Genomic DNA, 15,846 nt, shown 5'->3' on the forward strand with positions numbered 1-15,846 from the left:
TATACAATAATTAATATCTAAAATCACCATGAAAACAACAGTAAAATCAATTTTAATTCTGGCAATTGCCGCAACAACTGCTTCTTTCACTTCTAACCTTTTAGAGAAAGTGAGTATTAAAGAGAGTACCATTAAATGGGAAGGTAAAAAAGTAACAGGGTCTCATAACGGTACAATTAATCTTAAAGAAGGTTATTTTGAAATGGAAAATGACGAGATCAAAGGAGGTAAATTTGTCATCGACATGACTTCTCTTGTCTCTACAGACCTTACCGGCGATAGTAAAGGTAAATTAGAAGGTCACTTAAAGAGTGATGATTTCTTTGGTACAGACAGTCATCCTGAAGCTACATTGGTAATAACAAACACTACAAAAACGGGTACAGGTTATAAAGTAACCGGTGATATTACAATTAAAAAAACCACACAGCCTATAACTTTTGATCTTGATGTAGACGATAATACCGCAACTACACAATTAACCATTGACCGTAGTAAATTTGACATTCGTTATGGTTCTGGTAGCTTCTTTGATAATTTAGGAGACAAAACGATCTATGACGATTTCACTCTTGATGTAGAATTAAAATTCTAAGAATTATTTTTAATTATCTGTTTAAAAATAGTTTGTCTTTTAAACATCTATTTCTATCTTTGAATTTCAAATTATGAAAAACAGAACAGTAAATACTTGGTGGTGGATCTCGCAGCAGTAATGTCGTGATTGATACCTTGTATTTATAAAACATATAAAAGGCTTGTCATCACGACAAGCCTTTTTTGTTGCTTAAAATATTAAAAGACCAACTAGATTTTTTCTCGAAATATCAGGAAATGAAATACAAATTAAAAACCTTCAGCAAAAAGCTACTCGCAGATACCTTAACACCCGTTTCAGTGTATTTGAGATTGCGAGACAAATTTCCCAATAGCCTGTTGCTTGAAAGTAGCGATTACCACGCAAATGACAATACATTCAGCTACGTTTGCTGTAATCCTATTGCCTCTATTAAAGTTCAAAACGAAATAATAGAACAACATTTCCCAGACGGATCGACCAAAAAGCAAAATATAGACGCAGAAACTAATGTTGTAGCTATTCTAGAAGATTTTGCAAAATCATTTAAAACTGAAACTTCAGATCATAAGTTCATTCACAATGGTCTTTTTGGTTATATGTCTTACGATGCGGTGCGGTATTATGAGCAGATAAAAATTGCAAAAAAGCAGGGTGATCTGGAAATTCCTGATATTTACTATGCTGTTTACGGTAATATTATCGCTATAAATCATTTTAATAATGAAGCATATATATTCTCGCATTCCCTTTCGGGCGAAAATAACGTAGGTCAGATTGAGCAATTATTAAAGGTTAAAAATTTCGCAGAATATCATTTCTCGCGTAGTGGGAAACCTTCGGCTAATATTACTGATGAAGATTTTAAGGATTTGGTGGTAACCTGCAAAAAGCACTGCCAGCGCGGTGATGTTTTCCAGATAGTTCCCTCAAAGCGATTTTCACAAGGTTTTAATGGCGATGAGTTTAATGTATATCGCGCATTGCGCAGCATAAATCCGTCACCCTATTTATTTTATTTCGATTACGGAAACTTTAAAATATTTGGTAGTTCGCCAGAAGCTCAGCTTATTGTAAAAGATGGCAAGGCAGAAATTCACCCTATTGCCGGCACATTCAAACGTACCGGGAATGATGAAAAAGATGCAGAACTCGCAAAAAAATTATCTGAAGATATTAAAGAAAACAGTGAGCACGTCATGCTTGTCGATTTGGCTCGCAACGATCTTAGTCGCAACGGCTCAAATGTAAAGGTAGAAACGTACAGAGAAGTTCAGTTTTTCTCGCACGTGCTTCATCTTGTAAGCAAAGTAACGGGAATCAAGCATCCTAAAACTTCTACAATGCAGGTTGTCGCAGATACTTTCCCGGCAGGTACGTTAAGTGGAGCGCCTAAATATATGGCCATGCAACTCATAGAAAAATTTGAAACTGTTAATCGCGATTTCTATGGCGGTGCGATAGGTTTTATGGATTTTGAAGGTAATTTTAACCACGCCATAATAATAAGATCATTCCTGAGTAAAAACCATCAATTACATTATCAGGCAGGTGCGGGAATCGTAAGTGATAGTGTTCCTGAAAACGAACTTCAGGAAGTGTATAATAAATTAGGTGCCCTTACTAAAGCACTAGAACTGGCAGAAGAAATTTAGAGATGAAAAAAAAGGTATTGGTAATAGATAATTACGACAGCTTTGTTTACAACCTCGTTCACTATCTTGAAGATCTTGATTGTGAAGTAACAGTTATTCGTAATGATAAATTAAAAATTGAAGAGGTTGCGGCCTATGATAAAATATTGCTTTCTCCCGGCCCTGGCATCCCAGATGAAGCTGGTCTTCTTAAAGCAATAATTAAACAATATGCCCCTTCAAAAAGTATCTTTGGCGTTTGTCTGGGTCAGCAGGCAATTGGTGAAGTATTCGGCGGTAAATTAACCAATCTTGACCACGTTTTTCATGGTGTAGCTACAACTGCAAAACAAACTGTACAAAATGAACACCTGTTTAAAGATATCGCAGAAGAGTTTGAGATAGGCAGATATCATTCCTGGGTTGTTTCTCCAGACGGATTCCCCGGCGAACTAGAAATTACATCAGTAGACATAAACGGCCAGATCATGTCGCTTAGACATCGCTCTTACGATGTGCGCGGCGTGCAATTTCACCCCGAGTCTGTCTTAACTCCTGAAGGAAAAAAGATCATTAAAAACTGGGTAGAAGCATAGAAAAATCGGCAAATTTTAGCCTAAAACTGGCGGTAAACAGTAATTAAAAATTAAAATTAATCCTCTCCCTTTGGGGGAGTTAGAGGGAAAATGAAACAAATACTCAACAGATTAATAAATCACGAAATTTTAACCAAAGCTGAAGCGCGCGAAGTGCTGGTCAATATTTCTGAAGGTAAATACAATCAAAGTCAGATCTCTGCTTTTCTCACCGTTTACATGATGCGTAGCATTACGGTAGAAGAGCTTGAGGGTTTTAGAGATGCACTTCTTGATCTTTGCGTGGCGGTAGGTTTTACAGATTATAATTCTATAGATCTTTGCGGTACAGGTGGTGACGGGAAAAATACATTCAATATTTCAACACTTTCTTCTTTCGTCGCTGCAGGTGCAGGTATTAATGTAACAAAACATGGTAATTATGGTGTTTCTTCCGTTAGTGGTAGCAGCAATGTGATGGAGCATCTGGGCATTAAATTCAGCAATGATAAAGACTTTTTAAAACGCTGCCTTGATGAAAGCGGAATTTGCATTCTGCACGCTCCCCTGTTTCACCCGGCTATGAAAAACGTTGGTCCTATTCGCAAAGAACTAGGTGTAAAAACCTTCTTTAATATGCTGGGTCCCATGGTAAATCCGGCGTTTCCTAAGAATCAGTTAGTCGGTGTTTTTAATCTGGAACTGGCCCGCATGTATGGGTATCTCTATCAAAAAAGTGATAAGAATTTTACGATTCTACATTCGACTGATGGTTATGACGAAATTTCCCTTACGGGGAAAACAAAAGCGATACGCAACACTAGCGAGCGTATGTTGACCGCCGAAGATTTTGGCGTAAGCCGAATAAATGCTGAAGAAATTTACGGCGGTGACAGTATAGAAAGTTCAGCTAAGATTTTTATGGAAGTTATTAGCGGGAAAGGAACTGAAGCACAAAATAACGTGGTTTCCGCAAACGCGGGAATGGCAATCGCGACGGTAGAAAACCTTTCGCCAAAAGCAGGATTTGAAAAAGCAAAAGAATCCCTACTTTCCGGCAAAGCACTAGAAAAGCTGAATAAACTAATTGAATTAAGTAAATAAAAAGCTCCTCTCCTTAAAAAGGAGGGGTGGCAGCGTAAGCTGACGGGGTGGTTTTTTAACTCATTCTATAGCATTCAGGAAAAAAGAGAAATGAATATTCTAGATAAAATAGTCGCAGACAAATACAAAGAAGTCGCTTTAAAAAAGGGATTAATACCCGTTTCTCAGCTCGAAAAATCGGTGCTTTTTGACCGAAAATCGGCAAGTTTGAGCCAAATTTTAAGCACGAGCAAAACCGGAATTATTGCAGAACATAAGCGTCGTTCGCCGAGCAAATCGATTATAAACCATAATTTAAATGTTCAGGATGTCGCCCTTGGTTATGAAAAAGCCGGTGTTTGTGGGATGTCTGTCTTAACAGATGGCAAGTATTTTGGCGGTTCGCTTGACGATCTTTTAATTGCTCGTGCGGCGACAAATTTTCCGCTGTTGCGAAAGGAATTTATTATTGATGAATACCAGATCTTAGAAGCAAAAGCTCACGGTGCAGATGTGATTTTATTGATCGCGGCTGTGCTTTCGCGAAAGCAAATAACGGCTCTTTCTCAGGTTGCAAAAAGTTTAGGGCTTGATGTTTTGCTTGAAGTGCATAATCTTGACGAACTAGAAAAATCGATCATGCCGTCGCTCGATATGCTAGGTGTGAATAACAGAAACCTGAAAACTTTTGAAGTTAGTCTGGAAACCAGCAAATCGCTTTCTGAGCAAATCCCAGATGATTTTGTAAAAGTTTCAGAGAGCGGAATTAGTAATATTGAGGCAATAAAAGAGCTGCAGCCGTTTGGTTATAAAGGTTTTCTAATTGGTGAAAACTTCATGAAAACTGATAACCCCGGCGCGGCAGCAAAAGAATTTATAGATAGTTTAGCGTAGTTAAACAAATAACCCTGCTCCCCTACTTTTCAAGGAGGGGAAAATTTCAGCTTACTGAAATAGGGGTGGTTAAGAAAACTCTAGAGGAATTAAGTTATGAAACTCAAAGTTTGTGGTATGAAATATAATCCAGCCGAGGTCGCGGCACTTCAGCCGGACTATCTGGGTTTTATTTTCTATGAAGATTCGCCACGCCATTTTGAAGGCGACATTCCGGAATTACCTGAAAAAATAAAGAAAGTAGGCGTTTTTGTGGATGAAGAAATGGATACTATTCTTGAAAAAGTAGAACTGTATGACTTTGATATTATCCAGCTTCACGGTAATGAAAGTGTGGAGTTTTGCCAGGAACTAGAGCAGGAATTGTACAATGAACCGCATCAAATAGAAGTCTGGAAGGTATTCGGCATAAAAGATACTTTTGATTTTTCTATTCTTGATGAATACGAACCTTATGTAGATAAATTTCTTTTTGACACAAAAGGAAAAGCAAAAGGCGGAAACGGTTATACTTTTGACTGGCAGATCTTAAAAAAATACGAGTCGGACAAACCTATAATCCTCAGTGGCGGAATAGGTTTAGACGAAATTGACGCTTTAAAGGCGATTTTTGATACAGATCTCCCGATTTATGCGGTAGACGTAAACAGCAAATTTGAAGACAAACCGGGCTTAAAAAACGTTCAGAAATTAGAAGATTTTATAAAAGAAATAAAAATATATGATTGATGAGGAAACCTTTTCTTCAAGAATAGGAATTTAAAACAGGAATACCAGCGCAGCGCCTATTTTTAAAATACGGTTTCGCCGAAGCGAAAATTCCTAAGAAAAGGCATCTTTTTTCTTTGGTTCGTTTCTTTTGGATGAGCAAAAGAAATGAACAGATAAAAAATAAAATTATGAATTATAATGTAAACGAAAAGGGATATTACGGTGATTTCGGTGGAGCATACATCCCAGAGATGCTGTATCCTAACGTAGAAGAGCTACGCCAGAATTATATAAAAATTATGCAGCAGGATGATTTTCAGGAAGAATTTCACCAACTGCTTAAAGAATATGTGGGTCGCCCTACTCCGCTGTATTATGCTAAGCGCTTTTCAGAAAAATATGGCGCAAAAGTTTATCTCAAACGTGAGGATCTTTGCCATACCGGTGCGCATAAAGTAAACAATACGATTGGCCAGATCTTAATGGCGCAACGTCTTGGTAAAAAACGCATAATCGCAGAAACCGGAGCCGGACAGCATGGTGTTGCCACCGCGACAGTTTGTGCGCTTATGGGTCTGGAATGCATAGTTTATATGGGTTCTGTAGATATTAAAAGACAGGCTCCTAATGTGGCTCGTATGAAAATGCTGGGTGCGAAAGTTGTCCCGGCAGTTTCGGGAAGTAAAACGCTAAAGGATGCCACAAACGAGGCCATTCGCGACTGGATTAATAATCCTACAGATACGCATTATATCATTGGCAGTGTTGTTGGTCCACACCCATATCCTGATATGGTGGCACGTTTTCAAAGTGTGATTTCGCAGGAAATTAAAAAACAACTACTTGAAAAAGAAGGCCGTGAAGAACCTGATTTTGTAGTCGCTTGTGTAGGTGGCGGCAGCAATGCGGCAGGTGCTTATTATCATTATCTGGATAATCCCAAAGTGGGAATTATTGCCGTTGAAGCAGCCGGAAAAGGAATTGATACCGGCGAGAGCGCCGCAACCTCAGCATTAGGAAAAGAAGGAATTATTCACGGAAGCAAAACGCTACTCATGCAAACTGAGGACGGACAAATTACTGAACCGTATTCCATCTCTGCCGGACTCGATTACCCCGGTGTTGGCCCTATGCACGCGCATTTGTTTAGAAGTGGTCGCGGGGAGTTTATTTCTGTCACAGATGATGACGCGATGTTAGCAGGACTTGAACTAAGTAAGCTTGAAGGTATTATTCCGGCAATCGAGACTGCTCATGCACTAGCGATTTTTAAAACACGTAAATTTAAAAAGGATGATGTTGTTGTGGTGAATCTAAGCGGTCGCGGTGATAAAGATCTTAATACGTATATAGAATATTTTAATTTGGCTTAGGCCAGATTAATTTTTTCATTTCCGCGAAGGCGGAATAGGCTCCTCTCCTATTTTTAGGAGGGGTGGCAGCGAAAGCTGACGGGGTGGTAAAACCCTTCCAGTTTCGGAAACTCAACCACCTTCCCTTAAAAGGTAAGGAACTTTTTTAAAAAGAATACATTATGAACAGAATCAATCAAAAATTAGCTGAAGACAAAAAGCTACTTTCTATATATTTTACAGCCGGTTATCCTTCAAAAAATGATACGGTTTCGATAATCCAGGATCTTGAAAAAAGTGGGATCGATATGATCGAGATTGGCTTGCCTTTTAGCGATCCGCTGGCAGACGGGCCTACAATTCAGGAAAGTTCTACCGCTGCTTTAAAAAATGGAATGACCACTTCTCTGTTGTTTGAACAACTTAAAGATATTCGCAAAAACGTTTCTATTCCCTTGATTATTATGGGATATTTTAATCCGGTGCTGCAATTTGGTGTTGAGAAGTTCTGTGCAAAATGTGAGGAAATAGGTATTGACGGACTCATTTTACCTGATCTTCCGCTTGCTGAATATGAAGAGCATTACAAGCCTATTTTTGATAAGCACAATCTGAGAAATATTTTCCTCATCACACCGCAAACTTCAGATGAGCGCATCCAGCAGATCGATGAGGCTTCAAACGCATTTATTTACATGGTGAGCAGCGCAAGTACAACGGGCAAAACGAGTGGCTTTGGTGATGCACAAACCGCTTATTTTGACCGAATATCGGCTCTGGAGCTTAAAAATCCGCAGATTGTAGGTTTTGGTATAAACAATGCGGAAACGTTTACTTCCGCTACAGCGAAAGCGAAAGGCGCGATCATAGGTTCAGCATTTATAAAGCATTTAACTGAAGAAGGCACAGGAAAAATCGCCGATTTTGTGTCAAAAATCAGGTAAAACTAATCGAAAATTGGCTCATTAAGAACAGTTTAACCTCTCTTTAAAACAAATTAACGCCTTCATCTTTTAACTTAGGGGTATAATTTAAAAAGATAACGAGATGGATAAGAAATTTGAAAGAAAGACAGAACAAACGACTCCTACTAATCCTACAGGAAATAGAAATGTAGAGACAAATAAGGTAGATATAGACGAGAAAACAATTAAAAAACAAGAAAACAAAAAATAACTAATCCCAAATATCATTAATCAACTGAAAAACCCGGTTCAGCAAATCTGACCCGGGTTTTTTATGTTCATTCATGTTTCCCTGTGGAAATGCTATTCTCTATTATCTGTAGCCAGTTTATAAGTAGGATCTTCCATAATATTTACATCAATAATGGCTTCTGCGTTTTTGAGCAATTTTATGCAGTCCTTACTTAAATGTCTTAGATGAACTTTCTTGCCAGCCTTGTGATAGCGTTGTGTCACCACGTTTAAAGCTTCAATTGCAGACATATCTGAAACACGACTTTCTTTGAAATCAATTATAACATTCTCAGGGTCATTAGCCACATCAAATTTCTCAGTAAACGCAGTTGTAGAAGCAAAGAACAGCGGGCCAAATATTTCGTAGTGCTTTACACCATCTTCATCAACATATTTTCTGGCTCTAATTCTTTTAGCGCTTTCCCAGGCAAAAAACAAAGCAGAGAGAATAACACCTACTAACACGGCCAAAGCTAAATTGTGCAAGATAATTGTAATAAGAGTAACGATTATAACGAGGAAAATATCTTTTTTAGGCACTTTATTAAATATTCTCAAGCTTACCCATTCAAAAGTTCCTATAGCAACCATAATCATAACGCCTACTAAAGCGGCCATTGGTAATTTTTCAATAATTGGAGCGCCAAATAATATTATCATTAGAATAGTTAAAGAAGCTATTATTCCCGCCAAACGCGCTCTTGAGCCAGCCGATAAATTAACTAGAGTCTGAGCGATCATTGGGCAGCCACCCATCCCAAAGAAAAAGCCGTTTAAAATATTAGAACCACCCTGGGCGATGCATTCTCTATTTCCGTTTCCTTTTGTTTCGGTAATTTCATCAACTAAGCTAAGAGTAAGTAAACCCTCTGTTAATCCTACAGCTGCCATAATCATAGAATATGGAGCGATTAGTTTTAAAGTTTCCCAATTAATTGGAATATTAGGTATATGGAATGGAGGAAAACCACCACTAACAGATGCTATGTCTTTTACCGTTTTTGTTTCAATTCCTAAGAAATAAACCAATACAAAAATTACTATAATAGCAACTAATGAGGAGGGAACTGCTTTTGTCACCTTAGGCAATAAAACCACAATTGCAATAGTTAAGGCTACTAAGCCAGCCATTATATATAAAGAAGTTCCAGAAAGCCAGGTAATTTCTCCATTTACTACTGTCTTAAACTGCTCTAATTGTGACATAAATATGATTATAGCTAACCCGTTTACAAAGCCAAACATTACAGGATGAGGCACTAATCGAATAAACTTACCCAATTTGAAAAGCCCAATTAAAAGTTGAATAACACCAGCTAAAGCAACAGCAGCAAGAACATACTCTAACCCGTTTGAATTCATCAGGGCAATCAATGTAATTACTGTAGCTCCTGCTCCACCAGAGATCATGCCTGGTCTGCCTCCAAATATTGCAGTAACCAGACCAGCTATAAAAGAAGCATATAACCCCATTAATGGCGGGAAGCCAGCCAGTATGGCAAATGACAGCGATTCTGGGATCATGGTCATAGCCACAGTTAAACCTGCCAATACCTCTGTTTTATAATTTACCTTTTGCGATAAATCAAATAAGTTGAATACTTTTTTCATAAAATGATAGAAATATGTTGTGGTATGGTTTCTTAATTAGAAAACAAGTAGGTTAAATGCCAATTAATTTTATTGAGAATATCGAATAAGGATTCGACAAATGATTTTGAAGTTATTTCCTGACTTAAATACTTAATTAAGACGAAGTAACCGCGATAAAATGAACTACGTTTTCACAATATCGCTGCAAAAATAACCTTTTTAATCAAAATCACAAGACGTTATAAAACACCTGTTCCTTCTTTTTTAAACCTGTTTAAGGCGATTTTTCTTGCTGTAGAAAAAATTAAAAATTGTAGCCTTCTTTTGAAAAAAGCTTAATGCTGTTAAAGATTTTATAATCCCCCTTATATCTTTTAGTTAGGAGAAATGAATAGCTAAATTTCATCAAAAAATAATTGATGATGAAAAAGATATACTCGGCCATCCTTATGGCGCTCATTATGGCTTCATGTTCTGATAAGGTAACTAAGGAAGAAAAGAAAGAACTGGCAGATAATGGCACCACTTCGGTAGAAACAGCTATAGGCCCATTAGAACTGGTTTCCCCATACACTTCAAAATCTGTGAGCAATAATAGTACTGTTATTGAATGGCCAGAAGGTATGACGCCGCAGGCACCAGAAGGTTTTACAGTAACTCGTTTTGCAGACAATCTGGAACACCCACGGTGGACATATATTGCACCTAACAACGACATTTTTGTAGCAGAAGCTAACACCAGTAACAGCGCAGATCGCGTTACGCTATTGAGAGATACAGATGAAGATGGTGAAGTTGATGAACGCATGATCTTTAAAGATGGGCTCAATCAAAACTTTGGGATGCTTGCTCTTAACGGCTACTTCTATATTGCAAATACAGATGGTCTTTACCGCTGGCCATATAAAGAGGGCGACACTAAACTGGAAGGTGAAGGTGAAAAAATTGTAGATCTTTCTGCAAGTGGTTATAATAATCACTGGACGCGAAATATAATCACCAATGAAGCTGGTGATAAGATTTATATCTCTGTGGGTTCATCAAGCAATGTGGGTGAATACGGAATGGAAAAAGAAGTTAGACGCGCAAATATATTAGAAGTTAACCCTGACGGAAGCGGTGAAATAGTTTACGCTAATGGTTTACGTAACCCTGTGGGTATGGACTGGAATCCTGTGACCGGAGATCTTTGGACAGCTGTGAATGAGCGAGACGAATTAGGTAATAACCTGGTTCCCGATTATATCACAAGTGTAAAAAAAGGTGGTTTTTATGGGTGGCCGTTTAGTTATTATGGTCAAATAAAAGATCCCCGTTGGGAAGATGAGCCACACGATTCATTAGTAGCGGCAGCAATTGTGCCAGATGTGCCTGTAGGCAGTCACACAGCATCTTTAGGCTTAACTTTCTATACAGCAGATGATTTTCCCGCTGAATATAAAAATGGAGCTTTTGTAGGTCAACACGGTTCATGGAATAGAAAACCTTTTTCAGGATATAAAGTACTTTATGTACCTTTTGATCAGAGGAAACCACAGGAACCACAGGATTTTTTAACCGGGTTCATTGCAAATGAAGAAAATAGTGAAGTATATGGCAGACCAGTTTGTGTCGCCGTAGCACCAGACGGTTCTCTTCTTGTAAACGATGATGACAGTGGTATAATCTGGAAAGTAACTGCTAACAAATAAAAAATTGCAAAAACAACTAATCGGCCTGCTGCTTTTCACAGGTAGCATAGCATGGGCTCAACAACCAGCACAAGATTCTATACCTGAAAGAAATTCACTCCCTGAAGTTTTACTGCGCAGTACTCCTGTAATCGATGAATTACAACGGGTGCCGGCGGCAGTAAATGTAATATCAACTGAAAATCTTCAGCGGGGTGATCAAGTTTCTCTTTCTAACGAGATCAATAAAGCGCCTGGCGTTTTTATGCAACAAGGGGCAATAAACACAAGCAGAATCACAATTCGCGGTTTGGGTGCGAGAAGTACTTATTCTACAAATCGAGTGAAAGCTTATTTTGAAGGTATCCCACTTACAACGGGCGAAGGTGAAACGACCCTTGAGGACATTGATCTTAATCTTATAGACCGCATCGAGATAATTAAAGGTCCGGCTTCAAGTAGTTATGGTGCAGGTCTGGGTGGCGTTATAAATATTTCCGCTATTCAACCAGAATATAACACTAAGAAACTTTCGGTTGAAGGGATGGGAGGCTCCTTTGGTCTTCTGAAAAAAAGCGTTTTAGCAAATCTGGGCGGTAATAAGATTGCAGGACTGCTTACCTATAACCAACTTTCTACAGATGGTTATAGAAAAAACAGCGATTATGACCGTAAAATCGTCTCTTTTTATGGAAAAACCGACGTGAATTCTAAAAGCCAATTAGCTTTATTTGTGAACTACACACGCTTAAAAGCATTTATCCCAAGTTCAATAGATGAAGATGATTTTAAAAATGAGCCACAAAAAGCAGCGTTTACATGGGGTCAGGCAAAAGGGTATGAATCTTACGATAAGGTAGTTGCCGGTCTTTCTTATAATTGGCAAATTGACACACACTCCACCTGGAACACCAGCATTTTCACTAATTATCGCGATGGTTATGAGCCAAGACCATTTGACATTCTTGATGAAAATTCTTTTGCATTTGGTATAAGAAGTAATTTAAAATCATCTTTTGATCTGTTTAAGATTCCGGCAAACAGCAGTATAGGTGTTGAATATTTTGATGAAAACTACAAATCGAAAATCTTTGAAAATCTTTACGAAAGCAACGACGGTAACGGTACTCTGCAAGGTGACGCTTTAAGCAGTCAGGAACAGGATCGCAAATATTTAAATCTTTTCGCCCAAATAAATCTTCAGTTTACAGAACGTTTAAAAGGTGAATTTGGCTTAAGCTACAACCACAGCAGATATATTCTAGATGATGGCTTTAATGAGACGGGAGAAGATCGCTCTGGCGCTTATACCTATCCCAGACAATTTTTACCACATGCGGCTTTGACATATGAAGCATTGCAAAATAAATACCTCTACGCATCAGTTAGCCGCGGTTTCTCCTTACCATCTGTAGCAGAAACATTAACACCAGAAGGAGCTATAAATACAGATATAAAACCAGAAACAGGAATAAGTTATGAAGTGGGTGTAAAAGCAACTTGGTTGGACAAAAAATTATATACAGAACTTGCTCTTTATAGCATTCAGGTTGATAATTTATTAGTTGCAGAGCGCGTTGCAGAAGATCAATATGTGGGCGTTAATGCGGGAAAAACCAATCATGACGGTATAGAATTTCTGGTAAATTATGATCAAAATCTTTCAGCAAACTGGGCTTTAAAACCGTATGCCTCAATAGCGATAAATAACTATAAATTTGACGAATTTGTAAATAATGATACAGATTATAGCGGTAACGATCTCACGGGAGTACCAGATAATGTTCTCAATTTTGGCTTAGACGTGGTAAATTATAAGCGATTTAAATTTTCTACAAACTATCGGCATGTGGGGATGATCCCTCTTAATGATGCAAATGCGCTTTACAGCGAAAGTTATGATCTTGTAAACCTGCGTGCAGATTACAGTTTCAATATATTTAGCAATTTAGCGGGAACTGTTTATTCTGGTGTGAATAATGTTTTTGACGCAAATTACGCCGCGCAGATATTACCTAATGCAACAGGATTTGGTGGTGCTTCTCCCCGATTTTATTATCCCGGAGATCCTGTAAATTGGTATGCAGGTTTAAAAATAATGATCAATTAATTTTCCTTTTTAGAAGATTTGTAATCTGAAATTATTTTTTGAAACTGACTGTTCAGATCGATGATTCTGTCAAGAAGCTGAAAGTGATTTTCTTCTAAAAGAAGATCACTTTTTAAGTTTTGAGCCGAACAGAAATCAAGGAATAACTCATGATATTCAGGGAGAATTTGCAGCTGGTGAGTTAGTAGCTCTTTTGTGAAAAGATTGTCACTTTCAAAAAGTGATTGCAATTGAATATAGGTAATTGTTGTAGTATCTTCTTTTTTATTTTTCGATTTAAACAAACCGGCAATCAGCCCGGCGACTTTAATGAGATCCATTCCGCCGGAAGGCTTTGGGTAATATAAATATGGATTTTCTTTTATATCATTTTGAATAGCATTACTAAAATTAGCATCATATTCTTCGATCTTAAATTCTTTTTCCTTCTTTGCTGATGAAAGTTTTACTTCATCTAATTCATTATTGATTTCTTTCAAATCAACCACCCATACCTGATCTAATTGATACGGTTCTATTAGAAATATCTGTTTCTCATGAAATGCAGCACTCACTATAATTGAGTCATTAACTGCAGCAGCTATCTTAAAATCGCCCTTCTCATCACTTAAAACAGCCTTATCCTGAGTAATATTTTGTACAAGTGCACCTTCTAAGGTTTTATCTGCTGCATAAATCTTACCGCGAGTGGTTTGCGAGAACAGGGCATGAGAAATAAATAGTAACAAAAGAAGTAATAGTCTTGGCATATAGCATGTTTACATTCAACACATAAAGACAGCTATAAATAAGCTAAAGTTGCAGAAATTTAAATTAACCGGTGCGAAAAAGCACCTGTTTTGACCGATTTTCATCCGATTAAAGGAGGTTTTTATTCTGCTCTTACAGAATCTGGAACAAGACCGGTGTAATCGCCACCGTTGCGTATAACATCGCGCACAATGGAAGAAGAAATGTAACTTTTACCTGATGAAGTAAGTAGAAACACAGTTTCTATCTGGGCAAGTTTTCTATTAGTGTGGGCGATTGCTTTTTCAAACTCAAAATCTCCCGGATTGCGTAATCCTCTTAAGATAAAACCGGCATCATTGGCATTACAAAAATCTACGGTTAGCCCTTTATAAGTCATCACTTTAATTTTGGGTTGATCTTTAAAGGTCTCCCGTAAAAAATATTCCCTTTTCTCTTGTGAGAACATGTATTTCTTTTCGGCATTTACACCTATTGCAAGAATAATCTCATCAAAAAGTGTTAGTCCGCGATCTATAATATCACAATGTCCTAAGGTAAGCGGATCAAAAGATCCCGGAAATACAGCTCGTTTCAATGGGTATGTTTTTAGAGATGTTTAAAATTAGGCAATAAAAAGGGAAGACAATAATTATTGTTTCTATTGCTTTATAGCCGCTTCAATTACGTTACCAAACAATTCTGCCAAAGTTATCCCGGCAGCTTTCGCCTGTTGCGGAATTATACTTGCCGGGCTTAATCCCGGTGTAGTATTAACCTCAAGAAAATGAGGTTCACCGTTTTTAAATATAAATTCTGCTCTGGTGAGACCTTTTAAGCTTAAAGCCTTAAAAACTTTTTCTGCTTCTTCCTGTACGGCTTTGGTTTGTTCTGGTGTTATCCTTGCCGGAGTAATCTCTTGAGATTTACCCTGATATTTTGCCTCATAATCAAAAAAATCATTTTCGCTTACGATTTCAGTAACGGGCAGCGCCATCACTTTACCCTTATAATTAATCACACCTACTGAAACTTCGGTACCATCTAAAAAGGACTCAATAATAATCTCATCATCTTCATTAAAGGCATTTTCTATTGCGGCAGGTAATTCTTCTTCAGTATAAACTTTAGAAACTCCAAAACTGCTTCCCGCTTTATTAGCCTTTACAAAACAAGGCAATCCTACTCGATCAATAATGGCCTTTTTATCTATAAAATCGCCTTTATTGATATAAAAATTGACCGCTGTTTTTATTCCGTACGGTTTTACTGCGCTAATGCAATCCCGCTTATTAAATGTGAGCGCAGCCTGGTAAAAGTCACAAGCTGTCTGTGGTATACCCATCAATTCAAGATATGCCTGTAAGAGACCGTCTTCTCCCGGGGTACCATGAATTGTATTAAATGCAGCATCAAAAGAAATGACAGTATCTTCTATCAATACCGTAAAATTTTCTTTATTTACGGGTACACTAGTTCCATCTTCTAATTGGCAGACCCAGCCTTCTTTTAGTATTTCAACCGCGTAAGGTTCATATAAATCTCGATCAAGATTATCCATCACAGTTTTTCCGCTTTTAAGCGAAATTTCAACCTCACTCGAATAGCCGCCCATAAGGACAGCGATATTTTTTTTTGACATATTAAAAAGAGATAATTGCCGTTTAAATCTTGACTATTTACACTTCAAAAGAACGGCTTTTTTATAATATTTGGTAA

Annotated in this window: 15 protein-coding genes; 11 read left to right on the forward strand and 4 right to left on the reverse strand. The window is 37.7% G+C overall.

All coding sequences use genetic code 11. From position 1 onward, the window contains the following. Positions 1–28: 28 nt before the first annotated feature. From ACH3O9_RS01345 to ACH3O9_RS01385, 9 genes are all read left to right on the forward strand, one after another. Positions 29–595 (forward strand): YceI family protein, encoded by a 567-nt coding sequence (locus tag ACH3O9_RS01345; RefSeq protein ID WP_416443616.1) that lies wholly within the window; start codon positions 29–31, stop codon positions 593–595. Positions 596–834: 239 nt separating this feature from the next. After that, positions 835–2,232 (forward strand): anthranilate synthase component I family protein, encoded by a 1,398-nt coding sequence (locus ACH3O9_RS01350; protein ID WP_416443618.1) that lies wholly within the window; start codon positions 835–837, stop codon positions 2,230–2,232. Between the two features lie 2 nt (positions 2,233–2,234). After that, positions 2,235–2,807, forward strand: coding sequence for an anthranilate synthase component II (locus tag ACH3O9_RS01355; protein ID WP_416443620.1), 573 nt, complete (start codon positions 2,235–2,237; stop codon positions 2,805–2,807). A gap of 90 nt (positions 2,808–2,897) precedes the next feature. After that, complete coding sequence (gene trpD / locus ACH3O9_RS01360) at positions 2,898–3,890, forward strand: anthranilate phosphoribosyltransferase (RefSeq protein ID WP_416443622.1); 993 nt, start codon at positions 2,898–2,900, stop codon at positions 3,888–3,890. 90 nt (positions 3,891–3,980) lie between these two features. Beyond that, positions 3,981–4,763, forward strand: a complete 783-nt coding sequence (trpC, locus tag ACH3O9_RS01365) for an indole-3-glycerol phosphate synthase TrpC (protein ID WP_416443624.1) — start codon at positions 3,981–3,983, stop codon at positions 4,761–4,763. A 117-nt stretch (positions 4,764–4,880) separates the two neighbouring features. After that, positions 4,881–5,492, forward strand: coding sequence for a phosphoribosylanthranilate isomerase (locus tag ACH3O9_RS01370; protein WP_416443626.1), 612 nt, complete (start codon positions 4,881–4,883; stop codon positions 5,490–5,492). 170 nt (positions 5,493–5,662) lie between these two features. After that, complete coding sequence (gene trpB / locus ACH3O9_RS01375; protein WP_416443628.1) at positions 5,663–6,847, forward strand: tryptophan synthase subunit beta; 1,185 nt, start codon at positions 5,663–5,665, stop codon at positions 6,845–6,847. 161 nt (positions 6,848–7,008) lie between these two features. Beyond that, on the forward strand, positions 7,009–7,770 hold the full coding sequence (gene trpA / locus ACH3O9_RS01380) for a tryptophan synthase subunit alpha (RefSeq protein ID WP_416443630.1): 762 nt from the start codon (positions 7,009–7,011) through the stop codon (positions 7,768–7,770). A gap of 103 nt (positions 7,771–7,873) precedes the next feature. Next, positions 7,874–8,002, forward strand: a complete 129-nt coding sequence (locus ACH3O9_RS01385; protein WP_416443632.1) for a hypothetical protein — start codon at positions 7,874–7,876, stop codon at positions 8,000–8,002. 92 nt (positions 8,003–8,094) lie between these two features. On the opposite strand, the gene ACH3O9_RS01390 is transcribed toward ACH3O9_RS01385, so the two are convergent. Then, positions 8,095–9,636 (reverse strand): SulP family inorganic anion transporter, encoded by a 1,542-nt coding sequence (locus ACH3O9_RS01390; RefSeq protein ID WP_416443634.1) that lies wholly within the window; start codon positions 9,634–9,636, stop codon positions 8,095–8,097. A gap of 404 nt (positions 9,637–10,040) precedes the next feature. Here ACH3O9_RS01390 and ACH3O9_RS01395 point away from each other — a divergent pair, with 404 nt between their 5' ends. Further along, complete coding sequence (locus tag ACH3O9_RS01395; protein WP_416446599.1) at positions 10,041–11,309, forward strand: PQQ-dependent sugar dehydrogenase; 1,269 nt, start codon at positions 10,041–10,043, stop codon at positions 11,307–11,309. 4 nt (positions 11,310–11,313) lie between these two features. Further along, positions 11,314–13,398, forward strand: coding sequence for a TonB-dependent receptor family protein (locus ACH3O9_RS01400; RefSeq protein WP_416443636.1), 2,085 nt, complete (start codon positions 11,314–11,316; stop codon positions 13,396–13,398). Here the strand turns inward: ACH3O9_RS01400 and ACH3O9_RS01405 are convergent. The 3 genes from ACH3O9_RS01405 to ACH3O9_RS01415 all read right to left on the reverse strand — a co-directional run bounded on the left by ACH3O9_RS01405 (position 13,395) and on the right by ACH3O9_RS01415 (position 15,769). Continuing rightward, positions 13,395–14,147 carry a hypothetical protein gene (locus tag ACH3O9_RS01405; protein WP_416443638.1) on the reverse strand — a complete coding sequence of 251 codons (753 nt, stop codon included), beginning with the start codon at positions 14,145–14,147 and terminating at the stop codon, positions 13,395–13,397. The genes ACH3O9_RS01400 and ACH3O9_RS01405 overlap by 4 nt on opposite strands. Before the next feature lie 122 nt (positions 14,148–14,269). Next, positions 14,270–14,725 (reverse strand): pantetheine-phosphate adenylyltransferase, encoded by a 456-nt coding sequence (coaD, locus tag ACH3O9_RS01410; RefSeq protein ID WP_416443640.1) that lies wholly within the window; start codon positions 14,723–14,725, stop codon positions 14,270–14,272. 63 nt (positions 14,726–14,788) lie between these two features. Next, the gene (locus ACH3O9_RS01415; protein WP_416443642.1) at positions 14,789–15,769 is read right to left on the reverse strand and encodes a D-alanine--D-alanine ligase; all 981 of its coding nucleotides are present in this window, start codon (positions 15,767–15,769) and stop codon (positions 14,789–14,791) included. Between the last annotated feature and the right edge of the window lie 77 nt (positions 15,770–15,846).

Origin of the sequence: Leeuwenhoekiella sp. A16 (assembly GCF_047946675.1) — a bacterium.
Taxonomy (GTDB): domain Bacteria; phylum Bacteroidota; class Bacteroidia; order Flavobacteriales; family Flavobacteriaceae; genus Leeuwenhoekiella.